The sequence below is a fragment of the Nocardiopsis sp. NPDC055551 genome (genome assembly GCF_053619415.1).
The window spans coordinates 52131-65166 of record NZ_JBSHJJ010000001.1 but is presented as its reverse complement, the minus strand read 5'-3'; the positions used below and the strand labels follow the sequence as shown (position 1 = coordinate 65166).

Below are 13036 nucleotides of genomic sequence, written 5' to 3'. Positions count from 1 at the left end.
AGGGCTCAGCCCCTGGCCCTGGAAGGACCTCCCTCGACCGGTGTGAACACCTTGGGGACTACACGAAGGCGGGAACGAACATGAGCACCAGCGCTCGTCGTCAGGAAGCCAGCGCCGCGCTCCAGCGCGACTGGGAGACCAACGCCCGTTGGGCGGGCATCGAGCGGACCTACTCCGCCGACGACGTGGTCAAGCTGCGCGGTTCGGTCACCGAGGAGCACACCCTGGCCCGCCGAGGCGCCGAGCGCCTGTGGGACCTGCTCCACACCGAGGACTACGTCAACAGCCTCGGCGCCCTGACCGGCAACCAGGCCGTCCAGCAGGTCCGCGCCGGACTGAAGGCCATCTACCTCTCCGGGTGGCAGGTCGCGGCCGACGCCAACCTCGGCGGCCACACCTACCCCGACCAGAGCCTCTACCCGGCCAACTCGGTCCCCTCCGTGGTCCGTCGCATCAACAACGCGCTCCTGCGCGCCGACCAGATCACCTGGTCCGAGGGTGACGACAACGCCCCCGAGTGGCTCGCCCCGATCGTCGCCGACGCCGAGGCCGGCTTCGGTGGCACCCTCAACGCCTACGAGCTGATGAAGGGCATGATCGCCGCCGGCGCCTCCGGCGTCCACTGGGAGGACCAGCTGGCCTCCGAGAAGAAGTGCGGTCACCTGGGCGGTAAGGTCCTCATCCCGACCGGCCAGCACGTCAAGACCCTGAACGCGGCCCGTCTCGCCGCGGACGTCGCCGGCGTCCCGTCCCTGGTCATCGCGCGGACCGACGCCCAGGCCGCGACCCTGATCACCAGCGACGTCGACGAGCGCGACCAGCCCTACATCACCGGTGAGCGCACCGCCGAGGGCTTCTACCGCTTCCGCAACGGCGTCGACGCCTGCGTCGCCCGTGGTCTGGCCTACGCACCGCACTCCGACCTGCTCTGGATGGAGACCGCGACCCCGGACCTGGAGGTCGCCCGCGACTTCGCCGAGCGCATCAAGGCCGAGTACCCGGACCAGATGCTGGCCTACAACTGCTCGCCGTCCTTCAACTGGAAGCGTCACCTGGACGACTCGACCATCGCGAAGTTCCAGCGCGAGCTGGGCCACATGGGCTACAAGTTCCAGTTCATCACCCTGGCGGGCTTCCACTCGCTCAACTACTCGATGTTCAACCTGGCCAAGGGCTACGCCCAGAACGGGATGACGTCGTACGTCGAGCTGCAGGAGGCCGAGTTCGCGGCGGAGGCCCAGGGCTACACCGCGACCCGTCACCAGCGCGAGGTCGGCACCGGCTACTTCGACGCCATCAGCACGACCATCTCCCCCGAGGCCAGCACCACGGCCCTCACCGGTTCCACCGAGGAAGACCAGTTCTCAGAGGCTCACTGAGTCCGGTCTTCGTTTCCTCAGAGGTCGTCCCACCCCGCTTTCGTGGCTGGGGCGGGGCGGGACGACCTCTCCCCCTAGCCGTCGGCCATACGCGGTCCGTGTCACACGCGTATGGCCGACGGCTTCTCCGTGTGCGGGCCGCGTGCCCAGGGCCGGAGTGGGCATCGAGTTCAATGGAAGTTCATCCCGAACGGCTGGGTCCCGGCTCCGCCGTTCGGGAAGGATGCGTGAACCGGCTGTATCCGCCCCGACCGTTTGGAGTCACTGTGAAGTTCGAGGACCTTTGCGAGGATCTGCTCACCACCGGCCGCCGTGTACTGGCGGCCGGAGCGATCGCGGGTGTCGCCGTCTTCGGCGTCGCCGCGTGCGAGGACGGAGGCGACGACGACTCGGGGGTCGAACTTGAGGACGGGGGCGACGGGGACGACGGCGATGACGGTGACGGTGATGACGGTGACGATGGTGACGACGACGGAGACGACGACAACGACGACGACTGACCCCTTCCCCCCGATGTGATCTTCGGGGCGAGGAGTGGTGTCCTCGCCCCGCTCCCTGCCCGCACGTTCCCACGGGCACCATCGGCCACGCGGGTACATTCGACTCGTGACCGACAGAACCCGCCAGCACCCGAGCGAACCCACCCCTTCTCCGGCCGCCCCCGTAACGGCCGAGACCACGATCCCGAACCTGCTGCCCGATCGCTCCCTGCTTCGTTGGGAGATCCTGTGCGTGCTCGCCCTGTCCCTGGGCGCCGCCGCGGTCTCGGCGACCATCACCTTCCTCGGGGTGCTCACCGCACCCGAGTCGATGGCCGACCAGACAGCGAACCTGATCCGCTCGCGCGCGGAGAACCGACCCTGGCTGGACCTGTCGCTCCAGTTGTACGCGGTGGTCTTCGCCCTGGCCCCGGTCGCGTTGGTGGTCTACCTGTTGCACCGGACCGGGGAGTCGGCGCGCACCGTGGGCTTCGACCGGCACCGACCCTGGTTCGACACCTGGAGCGGGGTACTGCTCGCGGCGGCGATCGGCGCCGGTGGCCTGGTCGTGTACCTGGTGTCGTGGCAGCTGGGGCTGACCCGCACCATCGTGCCCAGCACCCTGGAGGGCCACTGGTGGGAGATGCCGGTGCTGATCCTGCAGGCCCTGAAGAACGGGGTCCTGGAGGAGGTGATCGTGGTCGGGTACCTGCTGCACCGGCTCGGCCAGTTGGGTTGGTCGCCGTGGAAGGCGGTGCTGGCGAGCTCGGTGCTGCGGGCGTTCTACCACCTGTACCAGGGCGTGGGCATGTTCTTCGGGAACCTGGTGATGGGGCTGGTGTTCGGGTGGTTCTACCTGCGTTACGGGCGGGTGATGCCGCTGGTGGTGGCCCACACGGTGATCGACATCGTGGCGTTCGTGGGCGCCGTGTACCTGATCGGTCGCTTCGAGTGGCTGCCGATGTGATCCGTTCCGGCTCCGGTCATCGGCGCGGGGCGCGTCGGTAGGTGAGTCGACGCAGCAGGGTCTCGGCGGGGCCGCGCGTCCCGGCGCGGTCCATCCGATACGCCGCCACCATGGTGAGCAGCCAGGTGGCGAGGGCCACCAGCGCCGCCGACCAGCTCGACAGGTGCACGCCCAGACCCAGTCCCCACGCCGCCAGGAACGGGGCGAACACCAGCGACTGGGCGAGATAACCGCTGAGCGAGCGGCGGCCCAGGGCGACCATCGCGCGGACCGGAAGCGACTCTCGGGCCCGGCGGGTGTCGAGCCGGTGGGCGATGAGCCCGAAGAGGGCGGCGTAGCCCACCCCGGCGAAGATCCCGGTGTAGAAGTGCGCACCGCCCAGGGCGCTCTCGGGGACGGCTTCGAGGAGTCCGAGGTGCCCCAGGGCCGCCGCGACACCCGTGGTCCAGCCGAGCAGGATGCCCACGAACGCGGTCCGGCGCAGCAGCGACAGGTGTCGGGCGGGCTCCTCCAGGACGCGGTGTCGGGCCGCGAGGAGCCCGATGAGGAAGGCCGTGGGCAGGGCGAGGGTGAACAGGCTGGAGAGCAGGGTGAAGAGCCAGGTGGGGAAGCGGACCGCGGCGGAGGTCGCGTAGTCGGCCTCGGCGATGCTGAGCCGCTGCAGGTCGGCGGGCATGGGACCGGCAGAGTCCACGAGCAGCCCGGAGATGGTCGAGACGATCGTGGCCAGGGCTCCCAGGGTCAGCAGGACCACCACCCACACGCGCAGGGTCCGGTCGGTGCGGCCCAGGAACAGCGGGACCATGATCAGCCCGATGAGTCCGTAGACACCGACGATGTCGCCCTGCCACAGCAGGGCGGCGTGCACCGCCCCGAAGAGGATCATCCACAGGTGTCGGCGGCGCAGGAGTCGGCGGGCCGTATCCGGGATCGTGCCGCGCGCCGTCTGTCGCGCGTACATCTGTCCGACCCCGTAGGCGAACAGGAACCCGAACATGGTGTGGGTGCGGGCGTCCACGACGATCAGGGTCAGGGCCTGGACGATCCGGTCTGCGATCCCTCCGTCGACGGGGTGCAGCATGGTCGCGCCCACGGGGGCGTCGTAGAGGAACCAGGGCACGTGGGCCAGCGCGATGAGCAGCAGCATCGCGCCCCGGGCGAGGTCCGGGGCCAGGGCGCGTTCGGTGACCGGGGTGGATCCGGCGGTGGTGGAGGTGGTCTCGGTACGGCGGAGTGTCATGGTGATGGGCTCCGGGTCGGGGGTTTCGAGGTCATGTGGCCACCGTCTCCCGTCGGGGGTGGTCCCGGGCAGTGCGTCCACGTCACCCCTCGCCCGTGACTTCCGTGAGGGCGAGCCCATGACGCCATGTCACTGGTGGGAATGTCGGAGCGGTGTGGCAGGCTCCGCGCATGGACGTGATCTTGCAGGTGACCATCGACTGCGTCGACCCGCGAAGGCTCGTGGACTTCTGGTGACGGGGCCGGTGGTCAGCGGCGTGGTTCCCAGCGAAAGAGTCGGGTGGCGGCGAAGAGGGCGACCGCGACCCAGGCCAGGGTGGGCGCCAGGAGCCACAGGGAGTCGCCGAGCGGCATGCCGCCGTTCCAGGCGTTGACGATCAGTTCGCTCGCCGAACCGCCGGGCAGCAGCCGCTTGAGCAGGGTGAGTTCCTCGGTTCCGGTGAACCCCACCCAGCCGGACACGGCGAGGGTGCCCACCAGCAGGGGCAACGTGGTGACCTGGGCGTGGTCCGGGGAGTCGGTCACCCCGGCCGTGGCCAGCCCCAGCCCCAGCATCATGACGACCGTGGACAGCACCGCCACGGTCAACAGCGGCGGGTCGGCCGGTCCTCCGGCGAACACGGTCAGCGCGATCAGGACCACGGCCACCTGGAGCACGGTGATGACGGTGACGGGCAGCAGCAGCCCGGCCAGGATCTCGCCGTCGCCGGCGGCCGTGGAGCGCAGTCGCTTGAGGAACAGGTTCTGCCTGCGGGAGGCGAGCGTGGTCACCGAGGTGCTGTACAGACCCAGTGCGATCACGAGGAACGTCACCACCGCGGCGGTCGCCCCCAGGTCCAGGGCGGGGATGAGGTCGTGCAGGTAGATGTAGAAGGCACTGAACGCCGCCGGGAGTACGAGCATGGTGACCAGGACCAACCGGTTTCGGAAGATCTGGATCAGTTCGCCTTGGGCGATGGTGAGCATGGCGTGGGTCCTTTATGGGTGTGGTGCTCGGGGCGGGGTCAGGCGTCGGCGGTGTCCAGGGCGCGGAAGACGTCGTCCAGGCGGGTCGGGCCGGCTTCCAGTCCGCGCAGTTCCACCGCGTGCTCCCGCGCCCAGCCGAGCAGGGCGTACATGTCCCCCTGGAGGTCGAGGGTCTCCACCAGGAACGTTCCGTCCCCCTGGTGGGCCGCCGACGACGGTGGGCGCGGCGCGGTGTCGGGCACGGAGAAGCGGATGACGGACGGCAACGCCCGCGTGAGTTCGGCGACCGTCCCCTCCCGCTGTAGCGAACCCCGGTGCATCAGGCCGATGCGGTCGGCGCGCTGTTGGGCCTCCTCCAGGTAGTGCGTGGTGAGCACGACCGTGGAACCGGCCTCGCGCATCCGTTCCACCGCGGCCCACAGCTCGTCCCGGGAACGGATGTCCAGGCCGGTGGTGGGTTCGTCCAGGAACACCAGTTCGGGTGTCCCGTACACGGCGGTGGCGAAGTCCAGTCGCCGTTTCTCACCACCGGAGAGCTGGGCCACCTTGGTGTCGGCCTTGCGGGTGAGGTCGACGACCGCCAGGACGCGGCCGACGTCGTCGGTGCGGCGGGTCAGCGCCCCGATGAGCCGGACCGATTCGCGTACCGTCAGGTCCGGGGTGAACCCGCTCTCCTGCAACATGACGCCCATGCGGGGGCGCACGGCGCGGCGATCACGAGGGTCGTGCCCGAAGACGAGGACCTCGCCCGAGGTGGCGGCTCGATGCCCCTCGATGGTCTCCAGGGTGGAGGTCTTGCCCGCGCCGTTGGTGCCCAGGAGCGCGTACAGCTCCCCTCGGTTCACCTGGAAGGACAGGTCCTTGACGGCGTGGAAGTCGCCGTAGCGGACGTTGAGACGTTGGACGTCGATGACCGTTGTGTTCGCCATGCTTCGATTACAGTCTTCGCGACGCTCGGCGGGCAGTGTCACCGTGTCAGGAGCCGACCGTGACTTTCCCTAGTGCGGGGGCATGACGTGGTGTCACTGGTGACGCCCGTGCGCGACCTGAATACTGGGGCCGGTCCCGCAACCTGGAAGGTCTCCCGCCATGTCCGAACAGACCGAGGCGACACCACGTGATCTGCGCAGGCTCAACGTCAGCGTCGTGACGGCGGCGCTCTCCGCCACCGGCGCGTTGTTGGTGATCACCGACACCCAGGTCTGGTGGCAGGCCCTCCTGCTGGCGGCGAGCCTGGCCACGGCGTTGTTCACCGTCAACCGGTCGGCGGCGGACGAGCGGTTGCGGGTCCTGGTGCCGGGCCTGGTGGTGACCGCCGTGGTGTGGGCGGTCGGGGTCCTGGTGGCCGAGACCCTGTCGGCGTCCTTCGGGCTGGCCATCGTCGGGACGTTGTTCGTCCAACGGCTTGCCCGGCACCGGCGTGCGGCGACCGTGCTCTTGATCGGCTTCGGTGTGGTGGTGCTCGCCGCCATGCCCTTGACCCTGGGGCTGTCCCCCTTCGAGTTGTTCACCCACACTGTGGCCACCGTGTGCGTCGCGGTCACCGGAAGCGTCCTGACGTCCCTCATCCAGGTGGTGGCCGTGCTCGTCGACGAACTGGAACGGTCCCGCCAACGCGAGGCCGACCTGGCGGTGTCCCGTGAAAGGGTGCGGTTCGCCGGCGACCTGCACGACATCCAGGGGCACACCCTGCACGTGGTGAAGCTGAAGGTGGCGCTGGCCCGCAAGCTGCTGGGGCGCGACCAGGGGCGGCAGGACCGGGAGCGGGCCGACCGGGAGCTGGGCGAGGTGTACGAGCTGGTCGGTGACACCATCGCCCGGACCAAGGAACTCGCCCACGCCCAGCGGCGACTCAACCTGTCCGCGGAACTGGAGAACGCCGGCAACCTCTTCGAGGCCGCGGGGATCCGGGTGTCCGTCGAACGCCGGAACGAGGTCGATTCACGGGTGGGCGAGATACTCGGCCAGGTGCTGCGGGAGACGACCACCAACATCCTGCGACACGCCCAGGCGGAACGGGTCCGGATCACGTTGACGGAACGCGGCATCTCCATCACCAACGACGGCGCGCGGACGGGACCCGTCACCGAACTGCGCGGGCTGGCGGCGCTCCGCGCCCGCGTGAGTGATCTGGGCGGGGAGTTGGTCGTGGAGCGCTCCGGCGAGGACTTCCTGACCGAGGCGACCTTTCCCGCCCCTAGCGCCTCTCTCACCGATGATTCGGACACCGTTTCGGACATCACCGCCCGATCTTGGAAGGATGCTCGATGACCACCGTGGTCCTGGCCGACGATGAGGCCCTACTGCGTTCGGCGTTGGCGGCGTTGCTGCCCATGGAGGACGAGATCACCGTGCTCGCGGAGGCCGAGGAGGGAGGGTCGGCGGTGGAGGCGACCCTGCGACATCGGCCCGACGTGCTCGTCATCGACCTGGAGATGCCCGGGGTCGACGGTCTGGACGCGGTGGCGCGGATCCGCCGGGAGCTACCGGAGCAGGTGATCCTCATGCTCACCCGGCACGCCCGTCCCGGAGTGCTGCGCCGTGCCCTGAAGCTCGGCGTACAGGGGTTCGTCAGCAAGTCGGCGGACCCGGCGCACATCGCCTCCGTCGTGCGGAGTCTGCACGAGGGGCGCCGGTGGATCGACCCGGACGTGTCGGCCCTGGCGGTCATCGACGACAACCCGCTCACCGCCCGGGAGGTCGACGTGCTGCGGGTGACCGGCGATGGCTATTCGGTCGCGGAGATCGCCGGACGGTTGCACCTGGCCCAGGGCACGGTGCGCAACTACCTGTCGAGCGCGATGGGCAAGACGCAGACCCGGACGCGTCACCAGGCCGCCCGCTACGCCCGCGAGCACGACTGGCTTTAGCCGGTCGGTCGGGTGCGGGCCTCTCGTTCGGCGATGACGTCCTCCAGGTAGCGGGGACGTCCCACCAGCAGGCCCACGGCGAGGTTGATGACGACGATGCCGGTGATCATGGTCATCGGGGCGTGCCAGCCGCCCGAGACCTCGTGCAGCATTCCGAAGAGGAACGGCCCGGCGCCACCCAGCAGGTAGCCGAGGCTCTGGCTGGAGGCGGACATGGCGGCGGTCCCCTCGGCGGTGCGGGTGCGCACGGCGAAGATGGTCAGGGCCAGGACGAAGCTGCCCATGCCCACGCCGATGAGGGTGGTCCACACCCAGGTGCCCGACAGCGGCGAGATCCACAGGCCGATGAACCCGGCCAGGTAGGCGACGACGAACAGCACCACGAAGGGGCGTTGGTCGCGCACGCGAACGATGAGCGTGGGCAACACCAGGGACATGGGGATGCCCAGGGCGGTCAGGTAGGCCAGCATGACCCCGGCGGACTGGGCGTCCATGCCCTGGTCGCGCAGCATCTGGGCGAACCAGCCGAACATGATGTAGGCGATGGAGGACTGGGTACCGAAGTACACCACCCCCTGCCAGCCCAGGCCGGTGGACAGGACCCGGCGCGGTCCGATCGCGCGGCCACTCCCGCCCGTGACCGGTTCGTGGCGCAGGACCAGCAGCCAGGGCAGTACGGCGACCAGCCCGAAGAGCGCGTAGACCCCGATGGCCACACGCCACTCACCGGTGGCCTCCTCCAGGGGCACGGTGACGGCGGCGGCGATGGCGGTACCGACGGCCAGGCCGGTGGTGTAGACGGTGGTCATCAGCCCGACCCGGTGGGGGAAGTGCTGCTTGACCAGGGCGGGGAGGATGACGTTGCCGATCGCGCCACCGGTCAGCGCGACGACGCTCAGGGCGAGGAACAACCAGGGTTCGGGTGCCAGGGCCCGGGCGACGAGGCCGAGGGTGAGCGCGCTCAGCGCGTACACGAGCAGGTGGTGGGAGCCGAGCCGGCGGGCGAGGGTGGGGGTGAGCCCGCCCAGGAGCGCGAAACACAGTACGGGCAGGGTCGTGAGCAGGCCGGCGCCCACCGCGCTCATGCCCAGACCACTCGTGACCTCGTCCAGGACGGGTCCGACGCTGGTGATGGCGGTGCGCAGGTTGAGTGCGGCCAGTGCGATGGCCACGGCGACCAGGACCAAGGCCTTGCGCGGGAGCGCGGAGGCGGTTTCGGTCCCGGCCGCGGAGGTGTTTTCGGGAGGTGTCATGCGCGTAGGGGTGGCGCTCATGGGACGCGGCTCACATAATCGTAGGATGACCCTATGTACTTCATGAGGATAACGCATTGCCCATGAGGGCCTATTCCCATGCCCATCTGGTCTAGGCTCCCTCCTTAACCGTTCCATACCTGTGCGCTGGCCCTGTCATCCGGCGACCCGCCCCTAGGAGGTTTACGCGTGCCCCTCGCCTCTACACGCCGGACCGGTCTGGTCGACCAGGTCATCAGCCAGCTAAGAGCCCAGATCGACTCCGGTGAATGGGGTGTGGGCGACCGTATCCCCACCGAATCGGAGCTGTCAGAACAGCTCGAAGTCGGCCGCAACACCGTCCGTGAGGCGGTTCGCGCCCTGGCCCACGCGGGCCTGTTGGAGATTCGCCAGGGCGCCGGCACCTTCGTACGCGCCTCCAGCGAGCTCGGTGGCGCCCTGCGCAGGCGCCTGGAGCGCTCCCGCGTGCGGGAGAACCTGGAGGTCCGGCGCGCCCTGGAGGTGGAGGCGGCGCGTCTCGCGGCGATGCGCCACACCGAGGAGGACATGGCCGACATCGATCGGGCCATGGCCCTGCGCGAGGAAGCGTGGCTCGGCCGCGACATGGGCGCGTTCGTGGAGGCGGACTTCACCTTCCACCGGGCGGTGGTCAACGCCACCCACAACACCCTGCTCATCGACCTGTACGACGACATCGCCCAGGTGGTCTACGCGAGCATCGCCCACACCGCCTACGAACAGAGCGACGAGGCCGCCGAGCAACCCTCCTCCGCCACCGAGGGGATAGACCACAGCAAGCTGACCGAGGCCGTTCGCGACGCGGATCCGATCCGGGCCGCCCGTGAGGCCACCTGTTACCTCGACGAGTTGTTGTCCCTCACCGAGGACTGACACCGCACCGTCTTCTCAGTGGTCCCCGCCGTAGACGTCGGTGACCGCCGAGAAGGAGCCGCGACGCGATCGCTTCCGCGGGTTGAGCGCGCGGGGGCGGCCGCGGCGGGTGGTGAGGTCGGTCGGCGGGTCGGGGGCCTCTTCCCAGCCGGTGACCCGCGAGGGATCCAGGCCGAGCAGGTCCAAGGTGCTCGCCCCCTCGCTCACGGCGTCGATGATCTCGCGTTCGCGGGAGATGCTGCTCATGGTGTCGGCGATGATGGCGCTGACCTGGCCGCGCGGCAGGCAGACCACCCCGTCGTCGTCGGCGACGATCCAGTCTCCGCGGCGGACCGACAGCGGTACGGGGCCGGTGGCCTCCATGGTGATCTGGCGGCCCACCGAACCACCGGCGTCGTGCCCGGCCTCGCGGACCGAGACCCCCGTGCCGAAGACGGGGAGTTCGCAGTGGGCGATGGCGGCGACGTCGCGCACGCATCCCTCAAGGACGATCCCGACGATGCCCTTGGTACGGGCGGCCACGGCGAGGATCTCGTCCACGTAGCCGTATTCGGGTTCACCCGAGACGTCCACGATGAGCGCGGAACCGGGTGGGGCCTGGGCGACGGCCACGTGTAGCGCGAGGTTGTCCCCGGGGGCGCAGCGGACCGGGAAGGCGGTCGCGGCGAACGCGGCTCCCGGCCAGACGGAGAAGAGGTGGGTACCGAACGGTCGGCCTCCGCTTCGGGCCAGTGCCACCGTCCCCACAGCCGTCAACGTCTTCGCAAGCGCCATGTCAGCCTCCATTACACCCGCGCCCGGTGCGGCCGGCTCGAACCGGCCTCCTCCATACTCACGGGTAACTTAAGCGTGACGCAAGCCATACGGGCGGGAAACACGTAAAAATGTTACCGGTGGTTACACGGATGGCCGGAACCATCACCGGTTCTCACACGGTCGCACCACCCCTCGCACCGACGGCTGCCACCGCGTCCAGGGCCGTCCGCGCCGCCGCCACGTCGTGCACCCGGAACACCCGGGCGCCCTCCAGTGCCGAGACCGCCAACGTGGCGAGCGTGCCCTCTCCACGATCGGTCAGACCGACCCCCAGGGTCTCCCCCACGAAGTCCTTGTTGGAGACCGCCACCAGGACCGGCCAGCCGGTCGCGGCGAGTTCGCCCAACCGTCGGGTGAGCTCCAACGACTGATAGGTGTTCTTGCCGAAGTCGTGCGTGGGGTCGATCATCACCCCGTCGGACCGCACACCCAGGGAGACCGCTCGTTCGGCCAGGGCGCACACACCGGAGACCACGTCCGCGACGACGTCGTCGTAGTGGACCCGGTGCGGGTCGGTGCGCGGGGCCAGGCCACCACTGTGGCTGCACACCAGCCCGGTGCCGTACTCCGCGGCCACCCGCGCCAGGTCGGGGTCGGCCCCGGCCCAGGTGTCGTTGATCATGTCCGCGCCGGCCTCCGCGCACGCGCGTCCCACCCGCGCGCGCCAGGTGTCCACGGAGATCACCACGTCGGGGTGGCGCTCGCGCAACTCACGTACGAACGGGACCGTGCGACGAATCTCCTCGTCCTCGTCCACGGGGGCGCCGTAACCGGCCTTGACCCCGCCCACGTCGATGACGTCCACCCCCGCCGCCACGGCGTGGTCGGCGGAGGCCAACGCGGCCTCCAGGGCGTAGGTCGCGCCCTGATCGTAGAAGGAGTCGGGGGTCCGGTTGATCACCCCCATCACCGCGTACCGGTTCCCCGCGTACGTGTGCGAACGCAGTCGCAGTGTCCCTGTTCCCTCCGGCACCGCCGGACCACCTGTCACCATGGCTCCATCCTGGGCCATGGTCGAACACGGTGGCCGGCCGGGACCGGCGCCGGAAGGGTCGGGTGTGGGCCTCTCAGCTCGGAATCCAGGCCTCCGGACGTTCACCGCCGCGACGTTCCTTGCGCACCCGCAGGTGCTCCCAGGTCTCCACGTGACCGACGCCCATGGTGGAGCGGATGGTCTCCAGTGCCTCCACCAGACGGCAACGGTCGGGGGCGGTGAGCCTGCCGACCACGTCGTAGCGCCCGAACCCGCTGGCCAGGAAGGAGACCCTGGCCATGTTGGCCAGGGCGCTGCCCAGCGCGTCGGCGTCGCCCCGACAGTGCAGACCGAATCCGAGCTGTTCGTTGGAGCCCGCCGCCGTGGGATCGACCAGGGCGGTCACGTGCACCACCCCGGATTCGAGCAGACGCACCACCCGGGAGCGGGCCGCCGCCTGGGACAGTCCCACCTGGCGCGCCAGGTCCGCGTACGAAGCCCTGCCGTCCTTGAGGAGTCTGCGGACCAGTCGCCAGTCCAGCGCGTCCAGTTCGACGTCGTGGAGCTCCCTCACACTGCTGTGGGCGTCCTTGTACACCGCGTTGGCCCGGAAGACCTCCGCGCCCTCCACGCCCGGCAGCGAGCGCAGGTGGGCCATCTCCTTGGTGAGCGCGGCGTCATCGGCCACGCGCACCTGCGCCACCGCGGGGAAGCGCCCCGCGGTCTGCGCCGCGAAGGTCACCGCCTCCCGCTCCTCCAGGGCCTCCAGGACCGGTTCGACCGGTCCACCGATCCGGAAGGACACGTGGCCCAAGACCTCCATGCCCACCACACCGGCGTGCAATACGCCGACGATCCGGATCGCCCCTGACTGGACGAGTTGCCGCACGCGAGCGCGCACCGCGGTCCGTGACAGACCGACGCCGTCGGCCAGTGCCTGGAAGGTCGCTCTGCCGTCCCCCTGCAACGCGCGCATGAGCGCCGCGTCAACCGCATCGAGCACGATGCCTGCCTTTCGTTCCCATGTCGTCGTCCATTCCCCCGAACGACGCCCCCTCCTCCGGCCAGATCATCGCAGTTGTGGAGCCTCTCGTACTACGGATCGCCAAAGAAATCGGCTCATTCACCCCTTTGACCGGCCCGAGCCGGGTTGCCAAAACCCCATCGGATACCTCTCGACCACATAACAGACTTGTATAGAAC

General features: G+C 69.6%; 13 protein-coding genes. 6 read left to right on the top strand and 7 right to left on the bottom strand.

All coding sequences use genetic code 11. The annotated features are described in order from the left end of the window. Positions 1-80 precede the first annotated feature (80 nt). The 3 genes from aceA to ACWGSK_RS00260 all read left to right on the top strand — a co-directional run bounded on the left by aceA (position 81) and on the right by ACWGSK_RS00260 (position 2825). A complete protein-coding gene (gene aceA / locus ACWGSK_RS00270) occupies positions 81-1379 on the top strand; it encodes an isocitrate lyase (RefSeq protein ID WP_358506429.1) in 1299 nt (432 codons plus the stop codon). A gap of 266 nt (positions 1380-1645) precedes the next feature. Then, positions 1646-1879, top strand: coding sequence for a hypothetical protein (locus ACWGSK_RS00265; protein ID WP_452454816.1), 234 nt, complete (start codon positions 1646-1648; stop codon positions 1877-1879). A gap of 106 nt (positions 1880-1985) precedes the next feature. After that, complete coding sequence (locus ACWGSK_RS00260) at positions 1986-2825, top strand: CPBP family intramembrane glutamic endopeptidase (protein ID WP_358506423.1); 840 nt, start codon at positions 1986-1988, stop codon at positions 2823-2825. A 16-nt stretch (positions 2826-2841) separates the two neighbouring features. Here ACWGSK_RS00260 and ACWGSK_RS00255 read toward each other — a convergent pair whose 3' ends face one another. From ACWGSK_RS00255 to ACWGSK_RS00245, 3 genes are all read right to left on the bottom strand, one after another. Further along, positions 2842-4146: a DUF418 domain-containing protein gene (locus ACWGSK_RS00255; protein WP_452454815.1), complete on the bottom strand. Its 1305-nt coding sequence runs from the start codon at positions 4144-4146 to the stop codon at positions 2842-2844. A gap of 167 nt (positions 4147-4313) precedes the next feature. Continuing rightward, positions 4314-5030, bottom strand: a complete 717-nt coding sequence (locus ACWGSK_RS00250; RefSeq protein WP_358506417.1) for an ABC transporter permease — start codon at positions 5028-5030, stop codon at positions 4314-4316. 38 nt (positions 5031-5068) lie between these two features. Beyond that, positions 5069-5959, bottom strand: a complete 891-nt coding sequence (locus tag ACWGSK_RS00245) for an ABC transporter ATP-binding protein (RefSeq protein ID WP_358506414.1) — start codon at positions 5957-5959, stop codon at positions 5069-5071. A 160-nt stretch (positions 5960-6119) separates the two neighbouring features. Here ACWGSK_RS00245 and ACWGSK_RS00240 point away from each other — a divergent pair, with 160 nt between their 5' ends. Both ACWGSK_RS00240 and ACWGSK_RS00235 read left to right on the top strand, forming a co-directional pair. Then, entirely contained in the window at positions 6120-7301 is a 1182-nt protein-coding gene (locus ACWGSK_RS00240) for a sensor histidine kinase (RefSeq protein WP_452454814.1), read from the top strand. Further along, entirely contained in the window at positions 7298-7900 is a 603-nt protein-coding gene (locus tag ACWGSK_RS00235; protein ID WP_452454813.1) for a response regulator transcription factor, read from the top strand. Before ACWGSK_RS00240 ends, ACWGSK_RS00235 begins: the two co-directional genes overlap by 4 nt. Here the strand turns inward: ACWGSK_RS00235 and ACWGSK_RS00230 are convergent. Beyond that, entirely contained in the window at positions 7897-9153 is a 1257-nt protein-coding gene (locus ACWGSK_RS00230) for a CynX/NimT family MFS transporter (RefSeq protein ID WP_452454812.1), read from the bottom strand. The genes ACWGSK_RS00235 and ACWGSK_RS00230 overlap by 4 nt on opposite strands. Positions 9154-9342: 189 nt before the next feature. Between ACWGSK_RS00230 and ACWGSK_RS00225 the strand changes: the two genes are divergently transcribed. Next, a complete protein-coding gene (locus tag ACWGSK_RS00225) occupies positions 9343-10044 on the top strand; it encodes a FadR/GntR family transcriptional regulator (RefSeq protein WP_358506403.1) in 702 nt (233 codons plus the stop codon). Positions 10045-10059: 15 nt separating this feature from the next. Here the strand turns inward: ACWGSK_RS00225 and ACWGSK_RS00220 are convergent, their stop codons facing one another. From ACWGSK_RS00220 to ACWGSK_RS00210, 3 genes are all read right to left on the bottom strand, one after another. Beyond that, positions 10060-10791 carry an RraA family protein gene (locus tag ACWGSK_RS00220; protein WP_452455176.1) on the bottom strand — a complete coding sequence of 244 codons (732 nt, stop codon included), beginning with the start codon at positions 10789-10791 and terminating at the stop codon, positions 10060-10062. Positions 10792-10972: 181 nt separating this feature from the next. Beyond that, positions 10973-11854 (bottom strand): dihydropteroate synthase, encoded by an 882-nt coding sequence (gene folP / locus ACWGSK_RS00215; RefSeq protein WP_452455175.1) that lies wholly within the window; start codon positions 11852-11854, stop codon positions 10973-10975. A 73-nt stretch (positions 11855-11927) separates the two neighbouring features. Further along, the gene (locus ACWGSK_RS00210; protein ID WP_358506400.1) at positions 11928-12836 is read right to left on the bottom strand and encodes an Lrp/AsnC family transcriptional regulator; all 909 of its coding nucleotides are present in this window, start codon (positions 12834-12836) and stop codon (positions 11928-11930) included. Positions 12837-13036: the final 200 nt, after the last annotated feature.

Coding starts and splice junctions, on each gene's coding strand:
- folP (WP_452455175.1), bottom strand. CDS start 11,854: ATGGTGACAGGTGGTCCGGCGGTGCCGGAGGGAACAGGGACACTGCGA.
- ACWGSK_RS00240 (WP_452454814.1), top strand. CDS start 6,120: ATGTCCGAACAGACCGAGGCGACACCACGTGATCTGCGCAGGCTCAAC.
- ACWGSK_RS00245 (WP_358506414.1), bottom strand. CDS start 5,959: ATGGCGAACACAACGGTCATCGACGTCCAACGTCTCAACGTCCGCTAC.
- aceA (WP_358506429.1), top strand. CDS start 81: ATGAGCACCAGCGCTCGTCGTCAGGAAGCCAGCGCCGCGCTCCAGCGC.
- ACWGSK_RS00230 (WP_452454812.1), bottom strand. CDS start 9,153: ATGACACCTCCCGAAAACACCTCCGCGGCCGGGACCGAAACCGCCTCC.
- ACWGSK_RS00250 (WP_358506417.1), bottom strand. CDS start 5,030: ATGCTCACCATCGCCCAAGGCGAACTGATCCAGATCTTCCGAAACCGG.
- ACWGSK_RS00235 (WP_452454813.1), top strand. CDS start 7,298: ATGACCACCGTGGTCCTGGCCGACGATGAGGCCCTACTGCGTTCGGCG.